The 22,608-nt window shown below is 69.4% G+C and carries 23 protein-coding genes; 11 read left to right on the forward strand and 12 right to left on the reverse strand.

Translation table 11 applies throughout. From position 1 onward, the window contains the following. Nucleotides 1-276 precede the first annotated feature (276 nt). The gene (locus ABD331_RS22025; protein WP_344477650.1) at nucleotides 277-1,194 is read left to right on the forward strand and encodes a PaaX family transcriptional regulator; all 918 of its coding nucleotides are present in this window, start codon (nucleotides 277-279) and stop codon (nucleotides 1,192-1,194) included. A 113-nt stretch (nucleotides 1,195-1,307) separates the two neighbouring features. On the opposite strand, the gene ABD331_RS22030 is transcribed toward ABD331_RS22025, so the two are convergent. From ABD331_RS22030 to ABD331_RS22045, 4 genes are all read right to left on the reverse strand, one after another. Continuing rightward, nucleotides 1,308-1,871, reverse strand: a complete 564-nt coding sequence (locus ABD331_RS22030; RefSeq protein WP_344477652.1) for a hypothetical protein — start codon at nucleotides 1,869-1,871, stop codon at nucleotides 1,308-1,310. A gap of 50 nt (nucleotides 1,872-1,921) precedes the next feature. Then, entirely contained in the window at nucleotides 1,922-3,397 is a 1,476-nt protein-coding gene (locus ABD331_RS22035; RefSeq protein ID WP_344477654.1) for a PrsW family intramembrane metalloprotease, read from the reverse strand. A 3-nt stretch (nucleotides 3,398-3,400) separates the two neighbouring features. Beyond that, nucleotides 3,401-4,447, reverse strand: coding sequence for a hypothetical protein (locus ABD331_RS22040; RefSeq protein ID WP_344477656.1), 1,047 nt, complete (start codon nucleotides 4,445-4,447; stop codon nucleotides 3,401-3,403). Nucleotides 4,448-4,656: 209 nt separating this feature from the next. Then, a complete protein-coding gene (locus ABD331_RS22045; RefSeq protein ID WP_344477658.1) occupies nucleotides 4,657-5,373 on the reverse strand; it encodes a hypothetical protein in 717 nt (238 codons plus the stop codon). Between the two features lie 369 nt (nucleotides 5,374-5,742). Between ABD331_RS22045 and ABD331_RS22050 the strand changes: the two genes are divergently transcribed. The 3 genes from ABD331_RS22050 (at nucleotide 5,743) to msrA (ending at nucleotide 7,512) form a co-directional block, all read left to right on the forward strand. Next, nucleotides 5,743-6,222 carry a PPOX class F420-dependent oxidoreductase gene (locus ABD331_RS22050; RefSeq protein ID WP_344477660.1) on the forward strand — a complete coding sequence of 160 codons (480 nt, stop codon included), beginning with the start codon at nucleotides 5,743-5,745 and terminating at the stop codon, nucleotides 6,220-6,222. A gap of 294 nt (nucleotides 6,223-6,516) precedes the next feature. Beyond that, a complete protein-coding gene (msrB, locus tag ABD331_RS22055; protein ID WP_344477662.1) occupies nucleotides 6,517-6,996 on the forward strand; it encodes a peptide-methionine (R)-S-oxide reductase MsrB in 480 nt (159 codons plus the stop codon). A 9-nt stretch (nucleotides 6,997-7,005) separates the two neighbouring features. Continuing rightward, nucleotides 7,006-7,512 carry a peptide-methionine (S)-S-oxide reductase MsrA gene (msrA, locus tag ABD331_RS22060; RefSeq protein WP_344477664.1) on the forward strand — a complete coding sequence of 169 codons (507 nt, stop codon included), beginning with the start codon at nucleotides 7,006-7,008 and terminating at the stop codon, nucleotides 7,510-7,512. A 217-nt stretch (nucleotides 7,513-7,729) separates the two neighbouring features. Here the strand turns inward: msrA and ABD331_RS60995 are convergent, their stop codons facing one another. Together ABD331_RS60995 and ABD331_RS22075 are read right to left on the reverse strand one after the other, a co-directional pair. Next, nucleotides 7,730-8,218, reverse strand: coding sequence for a transposase family protein (locus ABD331_RS60995; protein WP_425566019.1), 489 nt, complete (start codon nucleotides 8,216-8,218; stop codon nucleotides 7,730-7,732). Beyond that, the gene (locus tag ABD331_RS22075) at nucleotides 8,200-8,523 is read right to left on the reverse strand and encodes a helix-turn-helix domain-containing protein (RefSeq protein WP_344477666.1); all 324 of its coding nucleotides are present in this window, start codon (nucleotides 8,521-8,523) and stop codon (nucleotides 8,200-8,202) included. Before ABD331_RS22075 ends, ABD331_RS60995 begins: the two co-directional genes overlap by 19 nt. Nucleotides 8,524-8,547: 24 nt before the next feature. On the opposite strand from ABD331_RS22075, the gene ABD331_RS22080 reads away from it, so the two are divergent. Then, on the forward strand, nucleotides 8,548-8,757 hold the full coding sequence (locus ABD331_RS22080; protein ID WP_344477668.1) for a hypothetical protein: 210 nt from the start codon (nucleotides 8,548-8,550) through the stop codon (nucleotides 8,755-8,757). 588 nt (nucleotides 8,758-9,345) lie between these two features. Here the strand turns inward: ABD331_RS22080 and ABD331_RS22085 are convergent. After that, nucleotides 9,346-9,672 carry a hypothetical protein gene (locus ABD331_RS22085; protein ID WP_344477670.1) on the reverse strand — a complete coding sequence of 109 codons (327 nt, stop codon included), beginning with the start codon at nucleotides 9,670-9,672 and terminating at the stop codon, nucleotides 9,346-9,348. Between the two features lie 79 nt (nucleotides 9,673-9,751). Here ABD331_RS22085 and ABD331_RS22090 point away from each other — a divergent pair, with 79 nt between their 5' ends. From ABD331_RS22090 to ABD331_RS22100, 3 genes are read left to right on the forward strand one after another with little or no spacing between them, the layout of a single operon-like run. Continuing rightward, the gene (locus tag ABD331_RS22090; protein ID WP_344477672.1) at nucleotides 9,752-10,573 is read left to right on the forward strand and encodes a GMC family oxidoreductase; all 822 of its coding nucleotides are present in this window, start codon (nucleotides 9,752-9,754) and stop codon (nucleotides 10,571-10,573) included. Beyond that, nucleotides 10,570-11,526, forward strand: coding sequence for a myo-inosose-2 dehydratase (iolE, locus tag ABD331_RS22095; RefSeq protein ID WP_344477674.1), 957 nt, complete (start codon nucleotides 10,570-10,572; stop codon nucleotides 11,524-11,526). Before ABD331_RS22090 ends, iolE begins: the two co-directional genes overlap by 4 nt. Then, the gene (locus tag ABD331_RS22100; RefSeq protein WP_344477676.1) at nucleotides 11,520-12,548 is read left to right on the forward strand and encodes a hypothetical protein; all 1,029 of its coding nucleotides are present in this window, start codon (nucleotides 11,520-11,522) and stop codon (nucleotides 12,546-12,548) included. The genes iolE and ABD331_RS22100 overlap by 7 nt, the downstream gene beginning before the upstream one ends. 75 nt (nucleotides 12,549-12,623) lie before the next feature. On the opposite strand, the gene ABD331_RS22105 is transcribed toward ABD331_RS22100, so the two are convergent. Together ABD331_RS22105 and ABD331_RS22110 are read right to left on the reverse strand one after the other, a co-directional pair. Next, on the reverse strand, nucleotides 12,624-14,693 hold the full coding sequence (locus ABD331_RS22105; protein WP_344477678.1) for a WD40 repeat domain-containing serine/threonine protein kinase: 2,070 nt from the start codon (nucleotides 14,691-14,693) through the stop codon (nucleotides 12,624-12,626). Nucleotides 14,694-14,916: 223 nt separating this feature from the next. After that, complete coding sequence (locus ABD331_RS22110) at nucleotides 14,917-15,732, reverse strand: MBL fold metallo-hydrolase (protein WP_344477680.1); 816 nt, start codon at nucleotides 15,730-15,732, stop codon at nucleotides 14,917-14,919. Nucleotides 15,733-15,873: 141 nt separating this feature from the next. Here ABD331_RS22110 and ABD331_RS22115 point away from each other — a divergent pair, with 141 nt between their 5' ends. Further along, nucleotides 15,874-16,395 (forward strand): orotate phosphoribosyltransferase, encoded by a 522-nt coding sequence (locus ABD331_RS22115; protein WP_344477682.1) that lies wholly within the window; start codon nucleotides 15,874-15,876, stop codon nucleotides 16,393-16,395. Nucleotides 16,396-16,475: 80 nt separating this feature from the next. Here ABD331_RS22115 and ABD331_RS22120 read toward each other — a convergent pair whose 3' ends face one another. The 3 genes from ABD331_RS22120 to speB all read right to left on the reverse strand — a co-directional run bounded on the left by ABD331_RS22120 (nucleotide 16,476) and on the right by speB (nucleotide 20,465). Beyond that, entirely contained in the window at nucleotides 16,476-18,014 is a 1,539-nt protein-coding gene (locus tag ABD331_RS22120; protein WP_344477684.1) for a glycoside hydrolase family 43 protein, read from the reverse strand. Between the two features lie 164 nt (nucleotides 18,015-18,178). Continuing rightward, the gene (locus ABD331_RS22125; protein ID WP_344477686.1) at nucleotides 18,179-19,510 is read right to left on the reverse strand and encodes an NAD-dependent succinate-semialdehyde dehydrogenase; all 1,332 of its coding nucleotides are present in this window, start codon (nucleotides 19,508-19,510) and stop codon (nucleotides 18,179-18,181) included. A 1-nt stretch (nucleotide 19,511) separates the two neighbouring features. After that, nucleotides 19,512-20,465 carry an agmatinase gene (gene speB, locus ABD331_RS22130; RefSeq protein WP_344477688.1) on the reverse strand — a complete coding sequence of 318 codons (954 nt, stop codon included), beginning with the start codon at nucleotides 20,463-20,465 and terminating at the stop codon, nucleotides 19,512-19,514. 154 nt (nucleotides 20,466-20,619) lie between these two features. On the opposite strand from speB, the gene ABD331_RS22135 reads away from it, so the two are divergent. Both ABD331_RS22135 and ABD331_RS22140 read left to right on the forward strand, forming a co-directional pair. Then, on the forward strand, nucleotides 20,620-22,239 hold the full coding sequence (locus ABD331_RS22135; RefSeq protein ID WP_344477690.1) for a N,N-dimethylformamidase beta subunit family domain-containing protein: 1,620 nt from the start codon (nucleotides 20,620-20,622) through the stop codon (nucleotides 22,237-22,239). After that, the gene (locus ABD331_RS22140) at nucleotides 22,239-22,598 is read left to right on the forward strand and encodes a cupin domain-containing protein (RefSeq protein WP_344477692.1); all 360 of its coding nucleotides are present in this window, start codon (nucleotides 22,239-22,241) and stop codon (nucleotides 22,596-22,598) included. The genes ABD331_RS22135 and ABD331_RS22140 overlap by 1 nt, the downstream gene beginning before the upstream one ends. The last annotated feature ends 10 nt before the right edge of the window (nucleotides 22,599-22,608 follow it).

Raw genomic sequence — 22,608 nt, forward strand, 5'->3', positions numbered from 1 at the left:
GCAACCGAACCTGCATCGTGAGTGGGTCGCGGAGGGACCATCATGAGATTGTCAAGGATCACCACTGCGGCCTCCTGACTTGACGACAGCGATTGTTCCCAGTTGAAGGGTGGGTGTGCTGTCTGCCTTCCGCGCGCCGCCCTCGCTTCCTGCGCCCGCGCAACGCCACCGATATGGTTTTGATCAGCAGTGGCGGCAACGCCCGTCCCGTCAAGCGTCGAGCCTCCATCGACGGGTTGCGTTCCGGGGGCGGCAGGAAACCATATACTTCCGTCGGTGAACGCGAGGCTCGAGACAGTGCTCATGCCGCGCCTCCAAGCGGGTGCGCACCCCCAGCATCTGCTGGCCACGCTGCTCGGCGACTACGATTTCGCCGAGCGGAGCCCCATCCCGTCCGCGGCCATCGTGCACCTGCTCGCCGAGTTCGGCATCACGGCCGCCAGCGCGCGCAGCACACTGAGCAGGCTCGCCAAACGCGGCCTGATCGAGCCGGTACGCGAAGGCCGCCGGACCTCCTACCGCCTGACCGACAAGGCCGGCCAGGTGCACGACCGGCGGATCCGCCACTTCCTGGCTTTCGGCGCCGCTCCCGTGCCGGACACCGGGAAGTGGACCGTCGTGGCGTTCTCCGTGCCCGAGTCGCAGCGCGACCAGCGACGCGTCCTGCGCGTGCGGCTGCAGGAGATCGGCATGGCGACCCTGTTCGACGGCGTGCTCATCGCGCCGGGCGACCGCCGCGACGTGGCCGCGCGGGTGCTGGCTGAGCTGTCCGTCGGTACGGCGGCGGCGCTGATGCTCGTCACCTTCGACTCCGCCCTGTTCGGCGGCCGTGATCCGCTCGCCGCCTACGACCTGGACGGCCTGCGCGCCCGCTACGACGACTTCATCACCAGTTACACGCCCTTGCTGGAGCGGGTCCGCGCGGGAGCCGTGGGGATCTCCGAGGCGCTGGTCGCGCGGACGAAGGTGATGGACGCGTGGCGGATCTTTCCCGACACCGACCCGGCGCTGCCCACCGTTCTGCTCCCGCCCGACTGGCCGCTGCCCGCGGCCCGCAGCCTCTTCCTGGCCATCCACGACAACCTCGGGTCGCTCGCCGAGATCCGCGTGCGCAACCTGCTCGAGAAGTACATCGGTGCCCGGGCGGCGGAGATTCGTGCGTACAGGTCGGATCAGTACCTGACGGACGACTGAGCTCGCGCCGCTTCACCCCCGCGTATCCTTCACCGTTGCAACCGCTCGGCCAGCCGGGCGAAGCACGCCACTCGGCGCGTGATCAAATAAGCCGCCAAGCGAGCTTCGAACTGTCAGTCGAGTGGCCACAGCTGACGACCTTTGGCGATGACACGTCCGAGGATTGATCCAGCCTGGACCACCTTGCCGTTGATGTTCCCGATCGCCTTGTTGCGCTGGCCGATCTGGACCAGGTTCTTGGCGTCTCCGACGAAGGTCGCGCCTTCCACCATCACTGCTGTGCCGGACACCCGACCCACAAGAGTCCCGCCCCGGATGACGACATCACCGTCCACGTCGCCGAGCCTGACCTCGCCGGGACCGATGACCTGCACTTCGGCCTGCCCCGCGGGTGCGACCCCGCCGGCGCCGTCCTTGTGCAGGTGCCGGATGTAGAGGCCGGTCGCGGCCACGCCCAAGGCGCAGGCCAGACCGGCGGCGACCGCGGGGGCGGTCTGGTCGCAGTCCTGGATGATCCAGGTGTTCGCGGGCTTGGGCGGGTCGGGCTGCTGACGCTGCTCGTAGGTGACGCCGCCGCAGCCGGCCGCCGCAGGGGACGCGCTGAGCAGCAGGAACCACATCGCTCCCACCACGGTGAGCAGGCCTTGCGCCAGCAGTCGCTGCGTACGATGGTTCATCGACGATCCTTTGCGGCTTGTGGCGGAGGTGGACGAGACGCGCCCGCGCATCACGGGCCGTTCCCGGCGAGAACGGCCTTGAGCGCCTGGACGCGCGCCCGCGACGACGCCTCGTCCCGCGCGGACGGGTCGGCCTCGCCACGCAGGCGGTGCCAGTGTTCCGTCGCGAGTTCGAGTTGGGCCGCATGCAGGCGCGCCAGGCGCAGGTAGGCGGCGATGCCGTGGCGCAGGCTCGCCGCGGCGCGCAGAGCGTCAGCCTTGAGCCGGAAGCGCCGGGCAGGTGAAAGCAGCACTGCCGCTTCCGCTTCGGTGATCGCGTCGCGGGCGGCGTCCGGCAGGTTGGTCAGCGATACTCGCAGGCCTGCCGCCTCACTGCGCAGTCCACGGCGCAGCAGGAGCACGTACAGGACGATCAGCGGGCCCTGGAACAGCAGCAACTGGGCGGGCGTCAGCAGCAGGACGTTGACCGTGTCACCGGCGGTGAACCACTTGTGGGACTCCTTGGCGACGTAGTCGAGCATGGCGTTGTTGCAGAAGTGCGCGCCGGCCGCAGTGCAGAAGCCCAGGGCGATCGTGGTGATCTGCTGCGGACGGCTGTGCAGTTGCCGGGCGATGCCGAAGGCCGCGCCCGTGATGGCGGTGAACGCCGTGTGCGCGGCCATGAGCCCGGCGACCTGCCGGGCCCAGAAGTGAAAGCCGGCGCTCGACCCGTCGAAGGCGGCCATGTACGTGACGCTCTCGACGAAGTTGAAGCCGAGCCCGGTCGCGGCGCCGATGACGATGCCGGAGACGACGGAGTGGAAATGCCGCCGATAGAGCAGGAAGAGGATCGCCACGCCTGCCCCCTTACCGAGTTCCTCGAAGAATCCAGAGATCATGGGCAGGCCGATGTCCTTCAGCCGCGTCGCGTCCAAAATGTTGTCCGGGAGCGGGAAATGCAGGGTCGAGAAGGATTTCCACCACTCGTTCATCGTCAAGCCGAAGCCGGCGGCGACGACCGCTCCCCACCCCAGGGCCGTCAACAGCAACGGCACGGGCACCCGCCGGAAGCGCTGCATGCAGTGCACCAGCCACAAGGCGTACACGGTCGTCGGCAGGCACACGAGAAAGGCCAGCGTGTGCGCGCCCGGCCAGACGACCAGGTCGAGAACGGACTGGACCTTCAAAGCCGGGAGCGACAGCAGCACGACCACGAGCGCCCTGCGGTATCGCCGCGCCACCCGCTCACGACGGTCCGGCGATACGCCCCGGGAGTGCGCGTACCGCAGATGTCCCCAGGCGACGACCGACAGCCCCGCCAGCAGTGCCCAGCCCGGCAGGTATTGCCAGTAGACGAGCGAGGCGAAGAATTCCGAGACCTTCGTCAGCTCCGGAATGCCTGCTTCCGCCACGTCGATCTGCGGCGGACGGACCTGGCTGAGCACCATGGTCAGCGCGACCATCGCATGCAGCGACAGCAGGACGAGCAGCGCCAGGCGCTGCCGCCGGCAGGCCGGCAGAAGGTTTGTGTGCGGTTGCCTGGTCATGGGTCACCTGTCGCGCGGCGCGGGAGGACTGGGAGGGGCAGGCGGCGGCGGAGCGGGCCAGGCCGTGGAGTACGGCGACTTCTTGAAGGGGGAGGCCGTGGAGTACGGCGGCTCCCCGAAGGGGGAGGCCGTCGGCGTGGCGCCACCCGGCGCGGGCAACGACGGCCCGCCCGGGAAGGGAGGCAGATCCTCCAGAGTGGTGCTCCGGTCGACCACGCAGCTCACGACGAGCCCGAGCGTGAGCAGGCTGCCCCCGGCGATCGACGTGAAGGTACGGAAGAGGCGCAGGTGCGGCCGGGACTCGAAACCGGCGGGCTCCGGCAGCCTGCGTGGGGCGCGGGCGTGCTCGGGTCGAGGATCGCAGGGGGCGGCCGTGCGCGGCTTTCGAGCGCGCCTGAATCTCTGCGGCCTGTTCGCGTAGAGGAAGAGCCCGCTCGCCACGACGACAAGCGCCATCATGATCCGGCCTATTGCCGCCACCAAGGATGACAACGCCGGGTCTTCGCCGCCGTCTGTGGCGGGCGGTTGCACGAAGAACTCGCCGAGCGGCCCGAGGTCGGTCACATGGCAAGTTCCCGCGCCAGGAATGCTGAGTGCGAGGTTTTTCGCATGTAGCCGGTATGTGCCAGGGGCGGCTTTCCAGCTGCCGTCGTCCAGGTGGCCGGAACCGTTCAAGAAAGCACGATCGCCCGCCGCCATTCCCTGAAGGGGAACCACCAATGCGGCTGTTGCGGCCGCCGCGCGATTGTCGTAATCCTCGAATCGCTCGCCGGGCTGCAAGGAGAACGTGACGCTGCCGGATATTTGAGCGGGAATGCCCTGAACGCCGGCCGGTCGCGCACTCACTTCAAGTCGTACCTGAAACGGCGCGGTACCGGGTGCGTCGGCTAGGACCACCGAGGGCGATTGAACGGTCAGTTGTCCTGTTCCGCCCAATTCGCAGGTGACCGCAGCCGGGCCGGAGTGTGCGTGACCCATGGCGATGACGCCCGGCGCCGGGAAGGCGGCGACGAGCCCGAGAGCGCCGATCCCGAAGAGGGCGTTTCGCATGCATTCACTTTCGATGGTCGTCAGCGCTATTTGCATGCGAGGATATCCCGGCTGCATGAGGAATTCACCGGGAAGTTCGGTGGGTACGACCTGTTCGAGAATGTATGCCCGTTAATTAACATAAATCCCGGGGTGGCTTGGCCAGGCCAAGCTGGGCGTCACCTCCCGCGCCGAGCTGATCCGGCTGCCGGAGCCGGCCTGAGGACGCCTCACACCCGGCGGTAGATGATCGGCTGCGCGGCGATGCCGTTGGCCTTGAAGTTGGCCAGCACGAAACTGCGGAACGTCGGCCGGAAGATCAGGCCGGGAAGGAAGGCCCGCAGGTTCGGCCAGCTCGCGTGATTGATGATCCCGTAGTCGCCGGGCTCACCCTCCAGCGGACGCATCAGCGCGGAGTCGGGCAGGGCGGTCTTGGCCTGGAACCACCCGGCGGTGTACTCCCACACCTGGAGCAGCCGCTCGCGGTCGTCGGCGTAGAAGTAGTTGAACAAGAAGGCGTGGTCCCGGCTGTGGTCCACGTCGCCGATCCGGGCGGCGTTGTCGGCGACGATCTCATGGGTGCGGCGGGCCGCCGTGCGCAGCGTCTCGGAGAGCGCCTTGCACGCCGGGCTTTCGCGCAGCTCCAGAGCGGCCGCCACGCTCGCGGTCCGGATCAGCACCACGACGTCGTAGCGCGCCGGCTGAAGCCCCCGGGCGGCCAGCAGCTCATCGCCTTCGCCGGGCGGGCGCAGGATCGCGCGGAACACGTTCGCCTCGCAGGCCCCGATCCCCGAAGCCAGCGCTTTCAGCCGGGCGGCCAACTGGGTGGGAGCGGTCGCGAAGGGGCCGCGCCAGCCGCCGGCCTCGCCGGCCAGCATGAGGAAACCGTCGTCGGATGGAGGCGCCAGGCGTGCCTTGACCGCCAGGTGGTCATTGATCAGCTTCATGGGGGCGACGTTAGTCACGGACCGGTGGGGTTCGCCTCCGTCACATGACTGGCATGCGTGACCGAGCTGTTCGGCTCGCCGCGCCCGCAAGCCCAGGTCGTCGTGCACGACGGCGTCTGGTGCTTCGAGGAGTTCCCCACCGGCCAGGCGTCGCGGTGCCAGCACTGCGGGCCTGGCTCTCAGGAGTGGCCGATGACGCGCTTGCGCTTGCGGCTGGCCGGCGGTCACTGTGCCCAGCGTGGTCGCCTCGACAGACCATAACTAGATTTTTAGTGGATCGTCTGCAACGGATCTATCTGCTACGGTTTCTCCTGTTGGTGCATCTCGCACTGACCGTCCACACCCCCACGACGACAGGGATTGATCCACATGGCCGACAACGAGACGGGCGCCGGTCCCGCGCCCCGGATCCTCACCGACGACGAACTCACCCGCCTGCTCGGCGACCAGCAGTTCGGCGCGCTGGCCACCGTCAAACGCAGCGGCCACCCGCACATGTCCACCGTCTTGTACCACTGGGACCCCCGCGCGCGGATCGTCCGGATCTCCACCACCAGCGACCGGCTCAAGGCGCGTCACGTACGCGCCAACCCCCGTGTCGCCCTGCACGTGAACGGGCCGGACGTCTGGTCCTTCGCTGTCGCCGAGGGCGATGCGGAAATCTCCGAGGAAACCACCGAGCCCGGGGACGCGATCGGCAGGGAACTGCTGGCGCTCACCCCAGGCTTCCAGGACCCGGCGGAGGAGGCCGCTTTTCTCCGGCAATTGGTGGACGAACGCCGCGTCGTGATCAGGCTGCACGTCTCGCGCCTGTACGGGACCGCTCTGGACATCTCGGCCCAGGAGTAAGACCGAGACCGGATGCTGACCGATCGCCGGCGACGTGCACGCCCAGCAGCTCGCTCGCCCTGGCCCGCTGCTCCAGCGGGGAGCATCACTCGTGGCCGGGTGGCTCGTCCCTCCAGCAACTCATGGCTCAGATCCCGCATGCATCCGCACCTCCGAGGCAGGCCATGAAGACCGTGACCTTCAGCGCGACGCCGGCAGGAATAGACGCGGCCCATGGAGTGTCTCTATCTCCGCGTCCAGGAGCGTTTCACCTGGTTTTCCAGCTCCGCGCCGAAAGGCCGGGAAGGGAAAGTTGTGCCACGGCAGACCCAGTACCACAAGAACCCGGAAGCCGTTTCGCGGCTCGATCCGGAGCAGTACCGCGTGACCCAGCAGGACGGCACCGAGCGCCCGTTCGCCAACGCCTACTGGGACAACCACGAGCCCGGCATCTACGTCGACGTCGTGTCCGGCGAGCCGCTGTTCGCGTCGGTCGACAAGTACGACAGCCACTCCGGCTGGCCGAGCTTCACCCAGCCGATCACCCAGCCGCTCGCCAAGTCGAACGTCGTCGAACGCGAGGACTTCAGTCACGGAATGATCCGGGTGGAGGTCCGCTCGCTGCACGGGGACACCCACCTCGGTCACGTCTTCGACGACGGTCCTCCTGACAGGGGTGGACTGCGCTACTGCGTCAACTCCGCGTCGTTGCGCTTCATTCACCGCGACGACCTGGGGCAGGAAGGGTATGGGGACTACCGCACCCTGTTCACAAGTGACATCAACGACAAGTAGGGAGACGACGTGACCACCGAAAAGGCGATCCTCGCCGGCGGCTGCTTCTGGGGCATGGAGGAGCTGTTCCGCCACCAGCCCGGAGTCGTGTCCACGCGCGTCGGCTACAGCGGCGGCGACGTCCCGAACGCCACCTACCGCAACCACGGCACCCACGCGGAGGCCATCGAGGTCGTCTACGACCCCGACAAGACCGACTTCCGCGCGCTGCTCGAGTTCTTCTTCCAGGTGCACGACCCCTCGACGAAGAACCGCCAGGGCAACGACATCGGCACCAGCTACCGTTCGGCGATCTTCTACACCAGCGATGAGCAGAAGCGGGTCGCCGAGGACACGATCGCCGACGTCGACGCCTCGGGCCTGTGGCCCGGCAAGGTCGTCACCGAGGTCACCCCGGCGGGCGACTTCTGGGAGGCCGAGCCCGAGCATCAGGACTACCTGCAGAAGTACCCGAACGGCTACACCTGCCACTTCCCTCGTCCCGGGTGGAAGCTCCCGAAGCGGGAAAAGGCCTGACGTCTCCGGCGCGTGGACTCCGAGTCCGCGCGCCGGCGCGTATCCGGGAGAACGCGGGCGGGCGGAGCGCCGTGCGCGACCATCCGCCTCCGTAAGAAACAGCCCCTGGCCGAAGGCGGTCGGCGCTTCGTGAGGCTGAGGAGGCGAAAAACCTCGAACGAGCTCACGGGTTTCAAAGATTATTCCGGCGGCTCATGGTGCTGGACGGGCCGTTGATTCAGTGAACGCTTTTCATCCTCACGCGGCCTGCGCGACCCGGTGGTTTTGAAGGACGGCGATGGCCTTGCACAGGTGGCCGGCCTTGGACGGGCTGCAGCGTAGCTTTCGGAGGATCTTCCAGCTCTTCAGCTGGGCGTTCGCGCGCTCGCCGGGCCCGCGGAGCCTGGCGTGAGCACGGTTGGCCTGCTTCTGGGACTCGGGCTTGTTCCTTCCCTTGTACGGGGGTGCGGACCGGGCCTTCGGCGCCCTGATACGCCTTGTCGGCGAGGGTGATGATGCCTGCCCGTTCGAGTGCGCGCAGGATGCCCCAGATGCGGGCGGCGCTCAGGTCGTGAGTCTTGCCCGGTAGCGCGCCCGAGGTCCACAGGATCGTCCCATCTGGTGCCGCGATGACCTGCACGTTCATCCCGTGCACCCGATGCTTGCCGGAGAAGTAGGGCCGGTCGGCGGCGATCCGATCGATGGGGATCAGCGTGCCGTCCAGCACCAGGTAGTGCAGCCCGTCCGCTTGGCCTTGCGCAGCGCCTGGTCGAGCTTGGGCGAGCGCGCCGACAGCAGCAGCACTGTCTCCTCCATATACCGCCACGCCGTTGACGTCGAGATCCCGAACCCGGCTCCGAGCTCAGGGAACGTCTCACCCTTGCGCAGGTAGACCAGCACGAGCAGGGCCTGCTGTCCCGGATTGAGCAGCCGCCACGTCGACCCGATGGCCTTGCGATGCCGGCGGATCAGCCCGGCGACGTAGTTCAGCGTTCGGCGCGACAAATCGACGGCAGCACGATAGAACAGCATCCGAGGCCCCTGGTGGTGGCGGACGTGATTGTGGTGATCAACCCGTCTACCAGGGGTTTCGCCATGTCAGCAGGCGAACGCGAACCTTGCGATCATGCTGTGATCAGCAGCCTGCCACTCAGGGATGAAAACGGCTCAGTTATTACCGATGAGGGCTTGTTCGCTGTCTGCCGGGAAAGAAAGGTCATGGCAATGGGCCATGACCTTGTCTCTTTACTGAGTGTAATTATTTGAACGCGCATAGTGTTCAATTGAGGTGAAGCGTTACCGCGCTTATCGCCCGCCCGCAACCCGCACATGTTGCGCCCGCGGCGACCTCATCAGTGCGCGCCGTCGACGACGGCGGCGTGCACATCCCCCGTAGGAGGAACCGGCATGCCGTTCGACCCCTACAACCCCGACGTCCTGATCGTCGGTGCTGGACCGGTAGGAGCAACCTACGCGCGGACGATTCTGACCCTCAACCCCAACCTCACCGTCACCATCGTCGACGCAGGCTCCCAGCTGTCCGAGAAACAGGGCATGCACCTCCGCAACCAACGGGTGTACCAGGACAACTGGAACACTTTCGCTGACGTCGTCAGCGGAAACCTGCAGAAGTTCTCGCGCGTCCTGCCCGGCCACGGCTATCAGGAGACGCTCGATCGCGTGGCCTTCACCCACGACCCGAACACGTCCTTCAACTTCTACAACGTCGAGCAGAAGGCCGAGAAGAACCTGTCGGCGGCGGCCGGCGCCTACGCGGTGGGCGGCATGTCCACCCTGTGGACGTGTGCGGTGCCCCGCCCGCATCCCACGATGGAACGTTCCGACGTGATCTCGTCAGACGAATGGGACAAGCTCTTCAAGGTGGGCGAGAAATACCTCCGCATGAGCACCGGGGAATTCAATTTCGCGCGGAACAAGGTCGTCAAGGAGGCGTTGCAGAACTTCTTCGGCACGCTCGGCAACGACTACAAGTACGCGGTGCCGCAGGAATATCCGGTGCAGAACCTCCCGATGGCCGCCCGCCGCCAGGGCGTCGGCGAGATCGGCGTCGACGACGGTTTCGTGAAATGGACCGGGGTCGACGACATCCTGGATCCGGTCTGGCGTTCCGCCGACATGAAGGAACGCCTGCAAATTCTGCTCCGACCATCTGGTACGCAAGCTGGGCAGCGACGACAGGAACGCGCAGACGAAGCGGATCGATTACGCCGACGTGGAGAACTTCCGGTCACGGAAGAAGGTGAGGATCAAGGCCCGCCACTTCGTCGTCGCCACCGGTCCGATCTTCAGCCCGCAACTGCTGTGGAACTCCGAGATCCGGCACCCGGCACTCGGCCGCTACCTCAACGACCAGACCGTCGCCTCCTGCATGGTCGTGCTCAGCAAGGAACTCGTCGCCAAGATGGAGGACGACGAAGGCCACAAGGGCATCGCGGCGCTGCCGCCCAACGCGGCCGAGCCGCAGGTGTGGATCCCGGTCTCGGAGAAGCGCCCGTGGCACGTACAGATCCACCAGGACCCGATCAACTTCAGCACGACCGGGCCCGAACTGGTGGACCAGCGGCTGCTGGTGTTCCTGCAAGGGTTCGGGATGACCGAGCCGCAGTGGGACAACCGCGTCACCTTTTCCGCGACGCACACCGACATCATGGGCATGCCCCAGCCGATCTTCGAGTACACGCTGCCCCCCAAGGCGGTGAAGGAGGCGCACGAGATGATCGGCGAGCTGGCCGAGGCGTCGCTGGCGCTCGGCGCCTGGCTGCCCGGGCACCTTCCGGAGTTCGAGCCGCCGGGCGCCTCGCTGCACCTGCAGTCCACGACCAGGATGGGCAAGAAGCCCGAGGACTCGGTGGTCAACGAGAACTCCATCCACTGGGGTTACGAGAACCTGCGCGTGGGCGGCATCAACGTCATCCCGACGGCTACCGCCTGCAACCCCACGCCGACCGCCGTGGCGATCGCGGTGAAGTCCGCCGCGCACCTGGCCCTCGACGGCAAGGTGGTCCCCGCCAGCTACGACAAGCTGCTCGAAGACCAGCAGTCCGGAACGGTCGCGTCATGACCGAGACGCCGGACAGGCGCGTCAAGGTCGCCGCGTCCCTCATCAACTGGCGCAATGACGACTTCCCCATCCTCGGCGCGGACACCGCCGTCGACACCATCCTGCGCGACATGCAACGTGCCGGCTTCGACGGCACGGAACTGGGGTCGGTGTTCCCTGCCGATCCCCAGCAGCTCAAAGCCGTGCTGGAGCGGCACAGTCTCGCACTGGCCGCCGGATGGTTCAGCGCGTTCCTGCTGGAACGCGAACCACGTCAGGAGTACGAGCGCTTCGACCGCCACTGCGCCTTCCTCGCCGCGGCGGGCGCCAAGCACGCGACCACGGCCGAATGCTGGAAATGCCCGTTCAAGCAGCCGCAGGACGACCCGTACACGCAACACTGGGCCGCCGTCGACCAGCCGCTCTTCCCGCGCGCCATCCCGGAGCTTTCCGACCAGGAATGGGACAGGCTCGCCGACGGCATGACCGAGTTCATCGCGATCGCCGAACGGCACGGGCTGACCCTCGGCTACCACCCGCACATCCAGACCGTCGTGGAGAACACCGCGGACCTGGACAAGCTGGCCGAACGCGTGTCGTCGCGCTCCGACGGCAAGCGGCGCCTGCCGATCACCTTCGACAGCGGTCACCTGGCCTTGGCCGGCGACAACGTGCTCGAGACGCTCAAGAAGTACATCAAGCAGGTCACGCACCTGCATGTGAAGAACATCCGCCCCGCGGTGGTGGAGCGGGTCCGCAAGGACGGCACCGGCTTCGAGTTCGCGGTCGTCGAAGGGATCTTCACGGTTCCCGGCAACGGCGGGCTCGACTTCAGAGCCATCTTCCAGCTCCTGCGTGAACACGACTACAAGGGCTGGGTCGTCGTCGAGGCCGAACAGAACCCGGAGACCGCCAACCCCTTCCTGTACGCCAAACTGGCCCGGGAGTACATCCGAGAGGTGGCGGGATGGTGACCGCCCAGCAATGGGACCTGCGTCCCTTCACCACGTGGATCGCCGAGGAGTTCCTGCCCAGCGCCAAGGCAGGCCCGGGCGTCGCCGACTACGGTCAGTCGCCCGGCGCCACCCGCCCGGCCCTGTACGGCACCGCCGACGCGGCCTGCATCCTCTACACGCTCGACCGCTTCGACGGCATCGGCCCCGCCGGCGTCTGGCTGCAGGCCCTCGCCCGCTACCAGGACCGCCGCTCCGGATACTTCGTCGACGACACCCCCATCCTGCCCACCGCGCACAACACCGGCTTCGCGATCGGCGCGATGCAACTGTTCGAGCCCCACCTGCACAACGGAGCGGCGCCGCTCGGCACGCTGTCGTTCGCGGAACCGATGCGCGACACCTCCTGGACCGAACGTTTCTTCAACACCCTCGACTGGCGCTCGCGCTGCTACGAGGCCGGCGAGATCGTCACCGGCCTGGCCTCGACCTTCTACAACGTCACCGGCGTCGTTGAGCGCCGCTGGTTCGACTGGCTGGTCAGCTACATCGAGTCGGCCAAACTGGACGCCACCACCGGCCTGGCGGGCCTCGGCAAACCCGAGCAAGGCGACCTCGACCAGATCGGCGGCACCTTCCACTTCGACTTCGTGTGGGCCGCGCTGCACCGTACCCTTCCGCATGCGCAGGCCCGGGCCAAGACGTTGCTCGGGCTGCAGAAGACCGGAGGGTTGTGGGACGAGCACAACCCGTGGTGGCTGACGTTCGACTCGATCTACATGCTCGGCCGCACCCTCCCGCACGTGCCCGGCGACCTGGCCGATCGGGTACGCGAGGCGATCGCCAAGGCCGTCACCGCGCTGGCGGCCCGGGCACTCGACAGCGGAACCCGTACCAAGGACTTCGTCGACCACTGGCAGGGCGTGCACATGCTCACCGGCGCCCTGTCGGCGTTCGCGTACGCCCAGCAGGTGTTCGGCACCGAGACCCTGCGCACCGACCGGCCGCTCCGGCTGGTCCTGGACCGCCGCCCCTACATCTGAGGCCAGGGGGACCTCCGCGCGCATCCCTGCCCGGCCGGTCCGTGGCGGGGATGGGCGCGGCGGCGCGTGTACCTCTCAGGCGGGGCCGAGATCCCACAGCCGGGTTGCCCCGTTCTCTCCGCGCTCGGAGTCTGCGGTGACGACGACGATGGTCCGGCCGTCGAGACGGCCGATCGCCGCCTGCTGGAAGACGGTGAGGCGGTCGCGCAGGGTCTTGCCGTGTTGCTCGCCGGAGCGCAGGTTCCATAGCCGCATGACGTTGCCGGCGTTGATGACGACCGCGATGGGCTGGCCGTCGAGCTGCCCGGTGCCGATCCACTCGACGACCCCCAGACGGCTCATCAGGTTTCCCCGCAGTTTGCCGGTTTCCAGGTCCCAGACGCGCACTGTTTCGTCGAGACCGCCGGAGAGGGCGACGGCCGTACCGTCGATCTGCCCGAACGCGATGGCGCTGAGCTGCTCGGTGTGGCCCTTCAACAGATCGCCGCGTGGTTGACCGGATTCCAGATCCCACATCAGCAGGCCCCCCTCGTCGTCGCCGCCGGCGATGACGACGCGGCCGTCGAGTTGCCCGACCTCCATCACCGCCACCTGGCCGGGCAGGCCGGTGAGAGGTGCTCCGTGTCGCTTGCGAGTGCCCAGATCCCAGACGTCGATCGAGGGGCCGCTGCTGTGGGACAAGGCGATCGTCCGGCCGCTGACCTGCGCGACCTTCACCCGGAATCGGTAGCTGCCCTGCGGCTTGAGTCGGATGGTCGCGCCGGACCGCCGGTAGGTTCGCGGATCCCACACCACGAGGTCGTCGAGGCCGGATGAGCCGCAGATGATGGGTTCGCCGTCCAGTTGCCCCATCGCCACCGACTGGACGAACTCGCCGGTCGAGCCAGGCGACTGACGGGTTCCCTGCATGGTTTCGCCGTGCTGCTGGTGTGTTCTCAGATTCCACAGGCGGACGGTGTTGTCGTCGCCGCCTGTCACGGCGATGGTCAGGTCGCCGAGTCGCCCGAGCGTCAGCGAGCGGACAGGGAAGTCGGTGATGAAGGTCGTCGCCCGGGGAGAGCTCACGGGCGACGGGCGGGCCGCAGTCGTGGCGGGGGCGGTCGTGGCGGGTGCGGTGGTGGCGGGTGCGGTGGTGGCGGGGGCGGTCGTGATCTGGGTGGAGGGGCCGGTGGTGGACGGTCGCGATGCGAGCCAGGGCGGAATGAGCAGGCTCGCGGCGCCGGCCGCGCCCGTGGCGGCTGCCGCGGCCAGGAGAGCCCTGCGGTTGACAGGACGCCGCTGCGGCGAGGCCGTCTCGGACGTCTCCGGCACGGGCGGAGGGACGACCGCCGGGGGAGCCGGCCGGACCCGGCTGGTGAGGTGGTCGAGCAGGGCCTCGGTGGTGGGCCGGTCCTGCGGCTTCTTGGCGAAGCAGGCCTTCAGGAGCGGAGCCAGCCGTGGGGGCACCCCGGTCAGGTCGGGTTCGCTGGTGAGGAGGGCGAACAGCACGGCTGCCTGCGTCTCGCCGGGGAAGGCCCGGTGCCCGGTCGCCGCGAACACCATGGTCGCCGCCCAGGCGAACACGTCGGCGGCGGGGCCCGCGCGCTGGCCGTCGAGCAGTTCGGGGGCCAGGTAGGCCGGCGTTCCCACGAGTCCGGAGCGGGTGGTGCTCCGGTCGGTCAGGCGGGCGATGCCGAAGTCGATGACGGTCGGCCCGACCGGTCCCATGATCACGTTGCTCGGCTTGAAGTCGCGGTGCACGATGCCCGCCCGGTGTACCGCGCTCAGCGCGGTGAGAGTGGCCACCGCGAGCTGGTCCAGGCCGGTGCGCAGCGGGCCGGACTCGCCGACCAGCTCGTCCAGGGTGGGGCCGGGCACGTACTCGCTAATTAGGTACGGGCGCCCGTCGAGCTCGCCCGTTTCCAGCACGGCCGCGGTGCAGAAGGGGGCCAGCCTGGCGATGATGGCGCTCTCGCGGGTGAAGCGGCGGCTCTCGGCCGGGTCGGTGGCTCGACGGGCGTGCAGCACCTTGACCGCCACCGGCCGGCCGTCCGGGGACCGGCCCAGGTAGACGATGCCCTGCCCGCCCTCGCCCAGGATGTGGGTCAGCTGATGGCCGCCGACGCGTGCCAGGTCTTGCGGTCCCAGCGGGCGACGTCCGGCCATCACACCTCACTTGCCTTCGCAGCCCGGGAGTGGGTACAAGATCAGCACAAGAATATTAATGTCAGATTTTTCGGCAAATCTACGGAATTCTGGGATTTGTAGACCGCGTAGCGCCCGGTAACAACCGGAAACACGCCACACGTCCAAAAATGATCATTCAGGTGCTGGGCGCGATCCGGTTCGACGAAGGATCCGGGTCATCGCCGAGTAGCTCGGCCGCGAATCAGGCCGAGATGAACGGCTCTGTCAGGTGCGGGGTGGCCAGGTGCAGCGTGGTGCCGCTCTCGTGGCCGAGCATGCGCTTCCTCGACTGCCTGGCCGCCTCAACGTCGATCTCGTGTGAATAGGCGAGCTCGGGGTGCAGCAGTTGCAGCGCGTGCACCAGGAGGTCGCCGGTGACGAGCACCCGCTCGCGCCCGTCGGCGACCAGCACGCTCTGGTGCCCGGGCGTGTGACCGGGCGTGGCGACCGCGCGCCCGGCGCGCAGCGGCGTGTCCCCGTCGAGGAGCCGGAGCCGGCCGGCCGCCGCGAGCGGATCGACGAGGCTCTCGCGAAGTTGCGGGTTGAGCGTGTCGAGGGCGTCGAACTCGGCCCGCTGGAGCAGGTATGCGGCGTTCGGGAAGTAGGGGCGGCGGTCGCCGGCCGGTGAGGACACGACCGCCCATCCGACGTGGTCGGTGTGCAGGTGCGTGAGCACGACGGTGTCGACCTCGGCCGGGTCGACGCCTGCGGCGGCGAGCGACTCGGGCAGCACACCGGGGACGGGCGCCCACGCGACGGCCGGGCCGTCTGCCGGGCCGATCCCGGCGTCCACGAGGGTGAGGCCCCTGTCGCTGCGGATGGCGTACGCGCGGAACTGCAGCCGCCAGCGGCCCTCGGCGTCGACCGCGCCCGGGTCGTAGCGGTCGGCCTCGGCCCACTGCTCGACGGTGGCGCCGGGGAAGGCCTCGGTGCGCGGGGAGAAGAACGGGCCCTCGCCATCGGCGAGGGCGATGATCTCGGTCGAGCCGATTCGGAGGCGGGGAATGCTCAGGGACATGGCCGCGATCTTGCCACGCCTGGCACGCCGGTGCTGACCGGCCCCATCACCGGCTCCTGAACGTCCTCGTGCCGCCGTGCTCCGAAGCACGCGACTGCCGCGCTGGTGGGGCCGGTTGAGGCGGTCTGCCATGCTCGTGTGGTGACTGATGTGGATCTCGCCCGCCGGGTTCGTGATCGTTGCCGGTTGAGTGGCCGGTTCGTGTTGCGTTCGGGACGGGTGGCCGAGGAGTACTTCGACAAGTACCAGTTCGAGGCCGATCCGGTTCTTCTGGATGAGGTGGCGGCGGGGATGGTGCCATTGGTTCCCGAGGGGACCGAGGTGCTGGCCGGTCTGGAGATGGGCGGCATCGCGGTGGTCACGGCGCTGGGGCGGCGTACCGGGTTGCCCTGCGCGTTCGTGCGCAAGGCGGCGAAGGCTTATGGCACGGCCCGGCTGGCCGAGGGGGCCGACGTCAAGGGACGGCGCGTCCTGGTCGTTGAGGACGTGGTGACCTCGGGTGGGCAGATCGCGATCTCCACGGGTCAGTTGCGTAATCTGGGGGCTCGGATCGACCACGCGTTGTGCGTCATCGATCGGCAGGAGGGCGGTGCCGAGGTCTTGGCCGCAGCGGGGATTCGGCTCCTTGCGCTGCTCAGGCGTGAGGATCTCGAGCGGGACTAGAGGGCCATCAAGGTGAACGGTCGAGTTCGTCGGAGAGCAGGTGCCCGGCGGCGGCGGAGCATCCGGTCTCCCCGCTCACCTCATGCGGCGTCCCGGTCGTCGCCGGTCGTGTAGTCGAACCAGTCGAAGTGCGCGGTGCCCTCGGTGACGTACATGCCGGCGACCCGCCCGGTGTAGCCCGTGGCCACCTCCGTGGACACGTAACGGCCGTCCAGTTCGGCCAGCGGCACAGGCGGGGCGTCTCCCGCCTGGACGAGGAAGGCGACGGTGTCCGGTCCCGCGGCGGGCACGCCGAGCGGCTCGCCGGTGAGCTGGTCCGCGCCGGTCAGCAGCGGAGGCAGCTCGCATCCGGTCCGTACGTCGATCGTCAGCGTGAGCGGCCCGGCCGGCACCGGGTGAGCCGCCACCCGCTGGCGCAGCGGCCCGATCCTGGCGATGACGCTCACCTGCCCATCGGCCACCTCCAGGTCGTAGTGGTGCGCCTCGTCGATGCGGAGGGAGAGGCCGGCACGGGCGGCGCCGGGGTCGAGCCGGGCGCTGAAGCGGGCGGACAGGTGCTGCTGCCGGCGGCCGACGAAGGTGGCGCCGGGCCGGTCCAAGGTGGCGCCCGTGGCGTGCAGCGTCAACGAGCCGGGCCGCTCGGTCAGCGACCAGGACGCGGCGGGACGGCTTCGCACGGAGATCCAGCAGGGCCGCAGCGAAGGGCCGTCGAAGTCGTCGCGGGCCGGTGGGGCGGGCAGCGGATGCCAGGCCGCGGGCGCGCGATGGCGTGCCTCGACGGGGCCGGCGACGGGCCAGCCGTCCACCCACTCCACCGGGACGAGGAAGGTCTCGCGGCCGAGCACGTGGAAGCCGGGGGTGGCGCCGCGCGGGCGGGTGCCGAGCAGCACCATCCACCAGGAACCGTCGGCCGCCTGGACGAGGTCGGCGTGGCCGGTGCTCTGGATGGGCCGGTCCGTGCTGCGATGGGTGAGGATCGGGTTGGCGGGCGCGGCCTCGTACGGGCCGCGCGGCGAGCGGGCACGGGCCACGGTGACGCAGTGGCCGCGCGCCGTTCCGCCCTCCGCCAGCAGCAGGTACCACCACTCGCCGATCCGGTACAGGTGCGGCGCCTCCGGGGCGTGCAGGCCGGTGCCCGGCCAGGCGGGCAGGGGGCCTTCGAGCACCTTGCCGGTGGCCACGTCGATGCGCGCCACGTGGGCGCCGGCGAAGGTGCACCAGCAGGTGCCGTCCTCGTCCCAGGCCAGGTCGGGGTCGACCCCGGGCAGGTCGATCCACACCGGGTCGGACCAGGGGCCCTCGGGCCGTTCGCTCGACACGACGAAGTGGCCGCCGCCGTCCGACAGCGTGGTGATCATGTAGAAGCGGCCGTCGTGATGGCGGAGGGTGGGCGCCCAGATGCCGTGCGAGGCGCGGATCTCCGGCGGCATGCGCAGCTGTTCCGGCCGGTCGAGCACGTTGCCGATCTGCTGCCAGTGGACGAGGTCCCGGCTGTGGAAGATCGGCACTCCGGGGAAGTACTCGAAGCTGGAGCACACCAGGTAGTAGTCCTCGCCGACCCGGCAGACGCTGGGGTCGGGGAAGAAACCGCCGATCACGGGGTTGGCGTACGTGCGCATGTGGCTCCGGTCCGGTCGTCAGGTCGTCGACGGTACGGATGCTAGGGGAGCGTTCGACAAATGATCAATATCTGCACCTGGAATGGTTCGACGATCGCGGTGCCTTCGAGCTGCGCGTTCCTGTGAAGTCAAGGAGGAGATCGGCTCAAGCGTCTGCCGTGCGTTCAGCGCGTCACGGTGCGGATCAGCTTCTTGTTGACGAACTCCTCGATCCCAGGACGGCCGAGCTCACGGCCGAACCCCGAGCGCTTGACCCCGCCGAACGGCAGCTCCGCCCCCTCGGCCAGGACACCGTTGACGAAGACCATGCCGGCCTCGATGCGGTCGGCGACCCGCTCGGCTTGGCGTGGGTCCGTGGTGAAGACGTAGGAGCCGAGGCCGTAGGGGGTGTCGTTGGCGAGCTGGACGGCGTGGTCCTCGTCGGTCGCCGGGAACACCATGGCGACCGGGCCGAAGAGCTCCTGGCGGGCGACGTCGTGCTCACCGGTGACGCCGGTCAGGACGCCGGCCGGGAAGTACGCGCCGTGCCGCCGTCCCGCGCTGGTGAGGGTGGCGCCCTGGGCGACCGCGGCGTCGACCTGGCGGGCGAGGTGGTCGGCGGCGGCCTGCGAGGCGAGGGGAGCGGCGGGGGAGCGGGCGAGCAGCCGCTCGGTGAACCTGGCGACGAAGTCCGCGTAGAGCGGTTCGGCGACGATGAACCGCTTGGCGGCGTTGCACGCCTGGCCGGTGTTGTCCAGCCGCGCGGCGACGGCCTGGTCGACGGTGGCGTCGAGGTCGTCGGTGGACAGGACGATGAACGGGTCGGAGCCGCCGAGCTCGAGAACGACCTTCTTCAGGTGACGCCCGGCGAGCTCGGCGACGGCGGCGCCGGCCCGCTCGGAGCCGGTGAGGGAGACGCCCCGCACCCGCGGGTCCGCGATCAGGCGGGCGATCTGCTCATGGGTGGCGTACACGTTGACGTAGGCGCCCTCGGGGAAGCCCGCGTCGAGGAAGAGCTGCTCCAGCGCCGCGGCGGAGGCGGGGCACTGGGGCGCGTGCTTGAGCACCAGGGTGTTGCCCGCCGCGAGGTTGGGGGCGGCGAAGCGGGCCACCTGGTAGGCGGGGAAGTTCCACGGCATGATCCCCAGCAGCACGCCGACCGGGCCGCGGCGCAGGATCGCGGTGCCGCGTCCGGCGCCGAGCTCGATCGGCTCGTCGGCCAGGAACGTGGCGGCGCGGTCGGCGTAGTAGGTGTAGATGTCGATACAGAAGTCGATCTCTGCTTCGGCTTCTTCGAGGGGTTTGCCCATCTCCCGCACGATGGTCGCGGCGAGGTCGGCGCGGCGCTCGCGGTGCAGGTCCGCGACCTTGCGCAGCAGGCTCGTGCGGTCGGCGACGGTGCCGGTGCGAGCGGCCGCCCCGTGGGCGGCGGCGAGCGCGGTCTCGATGCCGTCGTCGGTGGCGGTCGGGTAGGAGGCGACGACCTGGCCGGTGGCGGGGTCGGTGACGGCGTACATGTCAGGCCTCCCGGCCGGGACGGGCCGCCATGAGGGTGACCAGGTCGTAGGCGACGTGGGAGGCGGCGACGGCGGTGATCTCGGCGTGGTCGTAGGCCGGCGCCACCTCGACGACGTCCGCGCCGATCAGGTCGGCCCCGGCCAGGCCGCGCAGGATCTCCAGCAGCTCGCGGCTGGTCAGGCCACCCGCCTCGGGGGTGCCGGTGCCGGGCGCGTGCGCCGGGTCGAGCACGTCGATGTCGATGGAGACGTACAGCGGGCGGTCGCCGATGCGCTGCCGCAACGCGTCCACCACCTCGTCCACGCCCCTGCGCATGACGTCCGCGCTGGTGACGATGCCGAAGCCGAGGCGCTTGTCCTCGTCCAGGTCCTGCTTGCCGTACAGCGGGCCGCGCGTGCCGACGTGGCTGACCGCCTCGGTGTCGAGGAGGCCCTCCTCGACGGCGCGCCGGAACGGGGTGCCGTGCGTGTACTCGGCGCCGAAGTAGGTGTCCCACGTGTCGAGGTGGGCGTCGAAGTGCAGCAGCGCGACCGGCCCGTGCCTGCGGGCGGCGGCGCGCAGCAGCGGCAGCGCGATCGTGTGGTCGCCGCCGATGGTGACCAGCCGGGTGCCGTTCGCGGTCAGGCCGGAGGCGGCCGCCTCGATGGTCTCGACGGCCTCGCCGATGGCGAACGGATTGCACGCCACGTCACCGCCGTCGGCGACCTGCTGGGCGGCGAACGGCGAGATGTCCAGCCCCGGATGGTACGGCCGGAGCAGGCGGCTGGCCTCACGCACGGCCGAGGGGCCGAAGCGCGCTCCGGGCCGGTAGGAGACGCCGCTGTCGAACGGCACGCCCACCACCGCCACGTCGGCGTGCCCGACCTCGTCCAGGCGCGGCAGCCGGGCGAAGGTCGCCGGTCCGGCGAAGCGCGGGACGCGGGAGGAGTCGACGGGCCCCCGAGGCTCGGTCATCTTCAGTCAGTCCTTCCGATAGGCACGCCGAAGACTACGGGCGGCGGCCCCGGCCTTGGCTGGCCGAAGCGTCCACCGGGGTTGTGCGAGTCGTCCATACCGCCGGAAACCGCAGTTCATAAGCTCGAAGACCACACACGAGTGAAGGAGGGTCGTGAGCGACACGATCGAGCAGGCCGGGCTCCCCGCCGCTTTCGCCTGGTCCCCGAAGGGGTGGCCGTCCGAACGCGCGTTCGCGGTGCCGGACGCCGCCGAGGTCTGGTGCTACACCGACAAGTTCTCCTACCTCCCAGGAGAGACCGTACGGTTCCACCTCAGCGCCGGCGTCCCGTCCTTCGAGCTTGAGGTGCTGCGCGACGGGCTGGAGCCCGAGGTCGTGTGGTCACGCGCCGGGCTGTCCGCCGGACGTTTCGAGCCGCCGCACGACGCGCATGCCGTCGGCTGCGGCTGGCCCGCCGGGCTGGAGCTGGAGATCCCGGCCGACTGGCGTAGCGGCTTCTACATCGTCACCGTGCGCGCCACGACTCCCTCCGGCGAGTTGTGGGAGCGCGAGCACTTCTTCGTCGTCAAGGCGCCCGCCGAGCGCCGGGCCCGCGCCGCGCTGGTGCTGACCACCAGCACGATGCTGGCCTACAACGACTGGGGCGGCGCCAACCACTACCGGGGGCTCGGCGACGACCCCCGCGCCGACGCCGGGTCACCACTGGCCTCGACGCAGCGTCCGATCGCCCGTGGCATGATCCGCAAGCCGGCCGGGGCGCCCAGGGAGGCCAACCCGGGCACGCTGCCGATGTACGGCGCCCCGCGCTATCCCTCCTACGAGTGGGCGCGGCTGTTCGGTTACAGCCGCCACCACGCCGACGCGTTCTGGGCGACCTACGAGCGGCACTTCGCGGTGTGGGCCGAGCGCCACGGCTACGAGCTGGACTTCCTGACCCAGCACGACCTGCACTTCGACCCCCACGCGCTGGACGGGTACGCCTGCGCGATCGTGGTCGGCCACGACGAGTACTGGTCGTGGCGGATGCGCGACACCGTGGACGCGTTCGTGGACGGCGGCGGCAGGCTGGCCAGGTTCGGCGGCAACTACCAGTGGCAGGTCCGGCTCAGCGACGACGGCACCACCCAGTACTGCTACCGGCTGCCCTCCGCCGACCCCGGCGCCACGGACGCGCCCCACCTGGCCACGACCGTGTGGGAGGCCAAGTCCGTCGGCCGGCCCGGCGCGACCACCATGGGGCTCAACGGCCTGGGCGGGATCTACAACCGCTACGGCGTGGCCGCGCCCCGCTCGTCGGGCGGGTTCACCGTCTACCGGCCGCACCACTGGGCCATGGAGGGCACCGACCTCTACTACGGCGACCTGCTCGGCGGCCCGCCGTACTTCCTGGCCGCCTTCGAGCTCGACTCGGTGGAGTACACCTTCCGGCGCGGGCTGCCGTACCCGACGTTCGAGGACGGCGCTCCCGAGACCCTGGAGATCCTCGCGCTCGCGCCGGCGGTGCGCGGCGAGGAGGACCGGTTCGGCGGGCGCGTGCCGATCGGCGGGCCCGAGGAGGAGGTCTACGCCTACAACGCCGACCTCGGCGACGACCTGCCCGCGTACGTGCACGAAGGCGAGATGCGCGGCGCCGGCATGATCGCCGCCTTCACCCGCGGCGAGGGAGAGGTGTTCAACGGCGGCAGCACGGAGTGGGCGCACGTGCTCAGCCTGGGCGACCCGTTCGTGGAACGCATCACCCACAACGTGCTGCGCCGCTTCGGGGCCGCGTGATGAGCATCGACCAGGTACGTGAGATCCACGCCGGAGCGGGGGAGCGGTTCGTGCCCCCGCTCAGCGACTACCACCTGCTGTCGGTCGCGTGGGCCGAGCAGGAGTTCCGGGTCTTCGGCGGGCAGGCGACCTCCTTCACCGGCGGCTACTGGACGGGCGAGCCGGGCGCCGTGCGCTTCGACTCCTGGCCCTACGACGAGATCTGCGTGATCCTCAAGGGCCGCGTCGCGGTGCGGGACCCGGCGGGGCGCAGCAAGGAGTTCGGCGCGGGCGAGGCGTTCTACATCCCGCAGGGTTTCCAGGGCGACTGGATCACCGTGGAGCCGAGCGAGAAGGTCTTCCTTGCCGTCAGCCGGTGAATCGCCCCTG

The organism is Nonomuraea monospora, assembly GCF_039531895.1.
Classification (GTDB): Bacteria; Actinomycetota; Actinomycetes; order Streptosporangiales; family Streptosporangiaceae; genus Nonomuraea; species Nonomuraea monospora.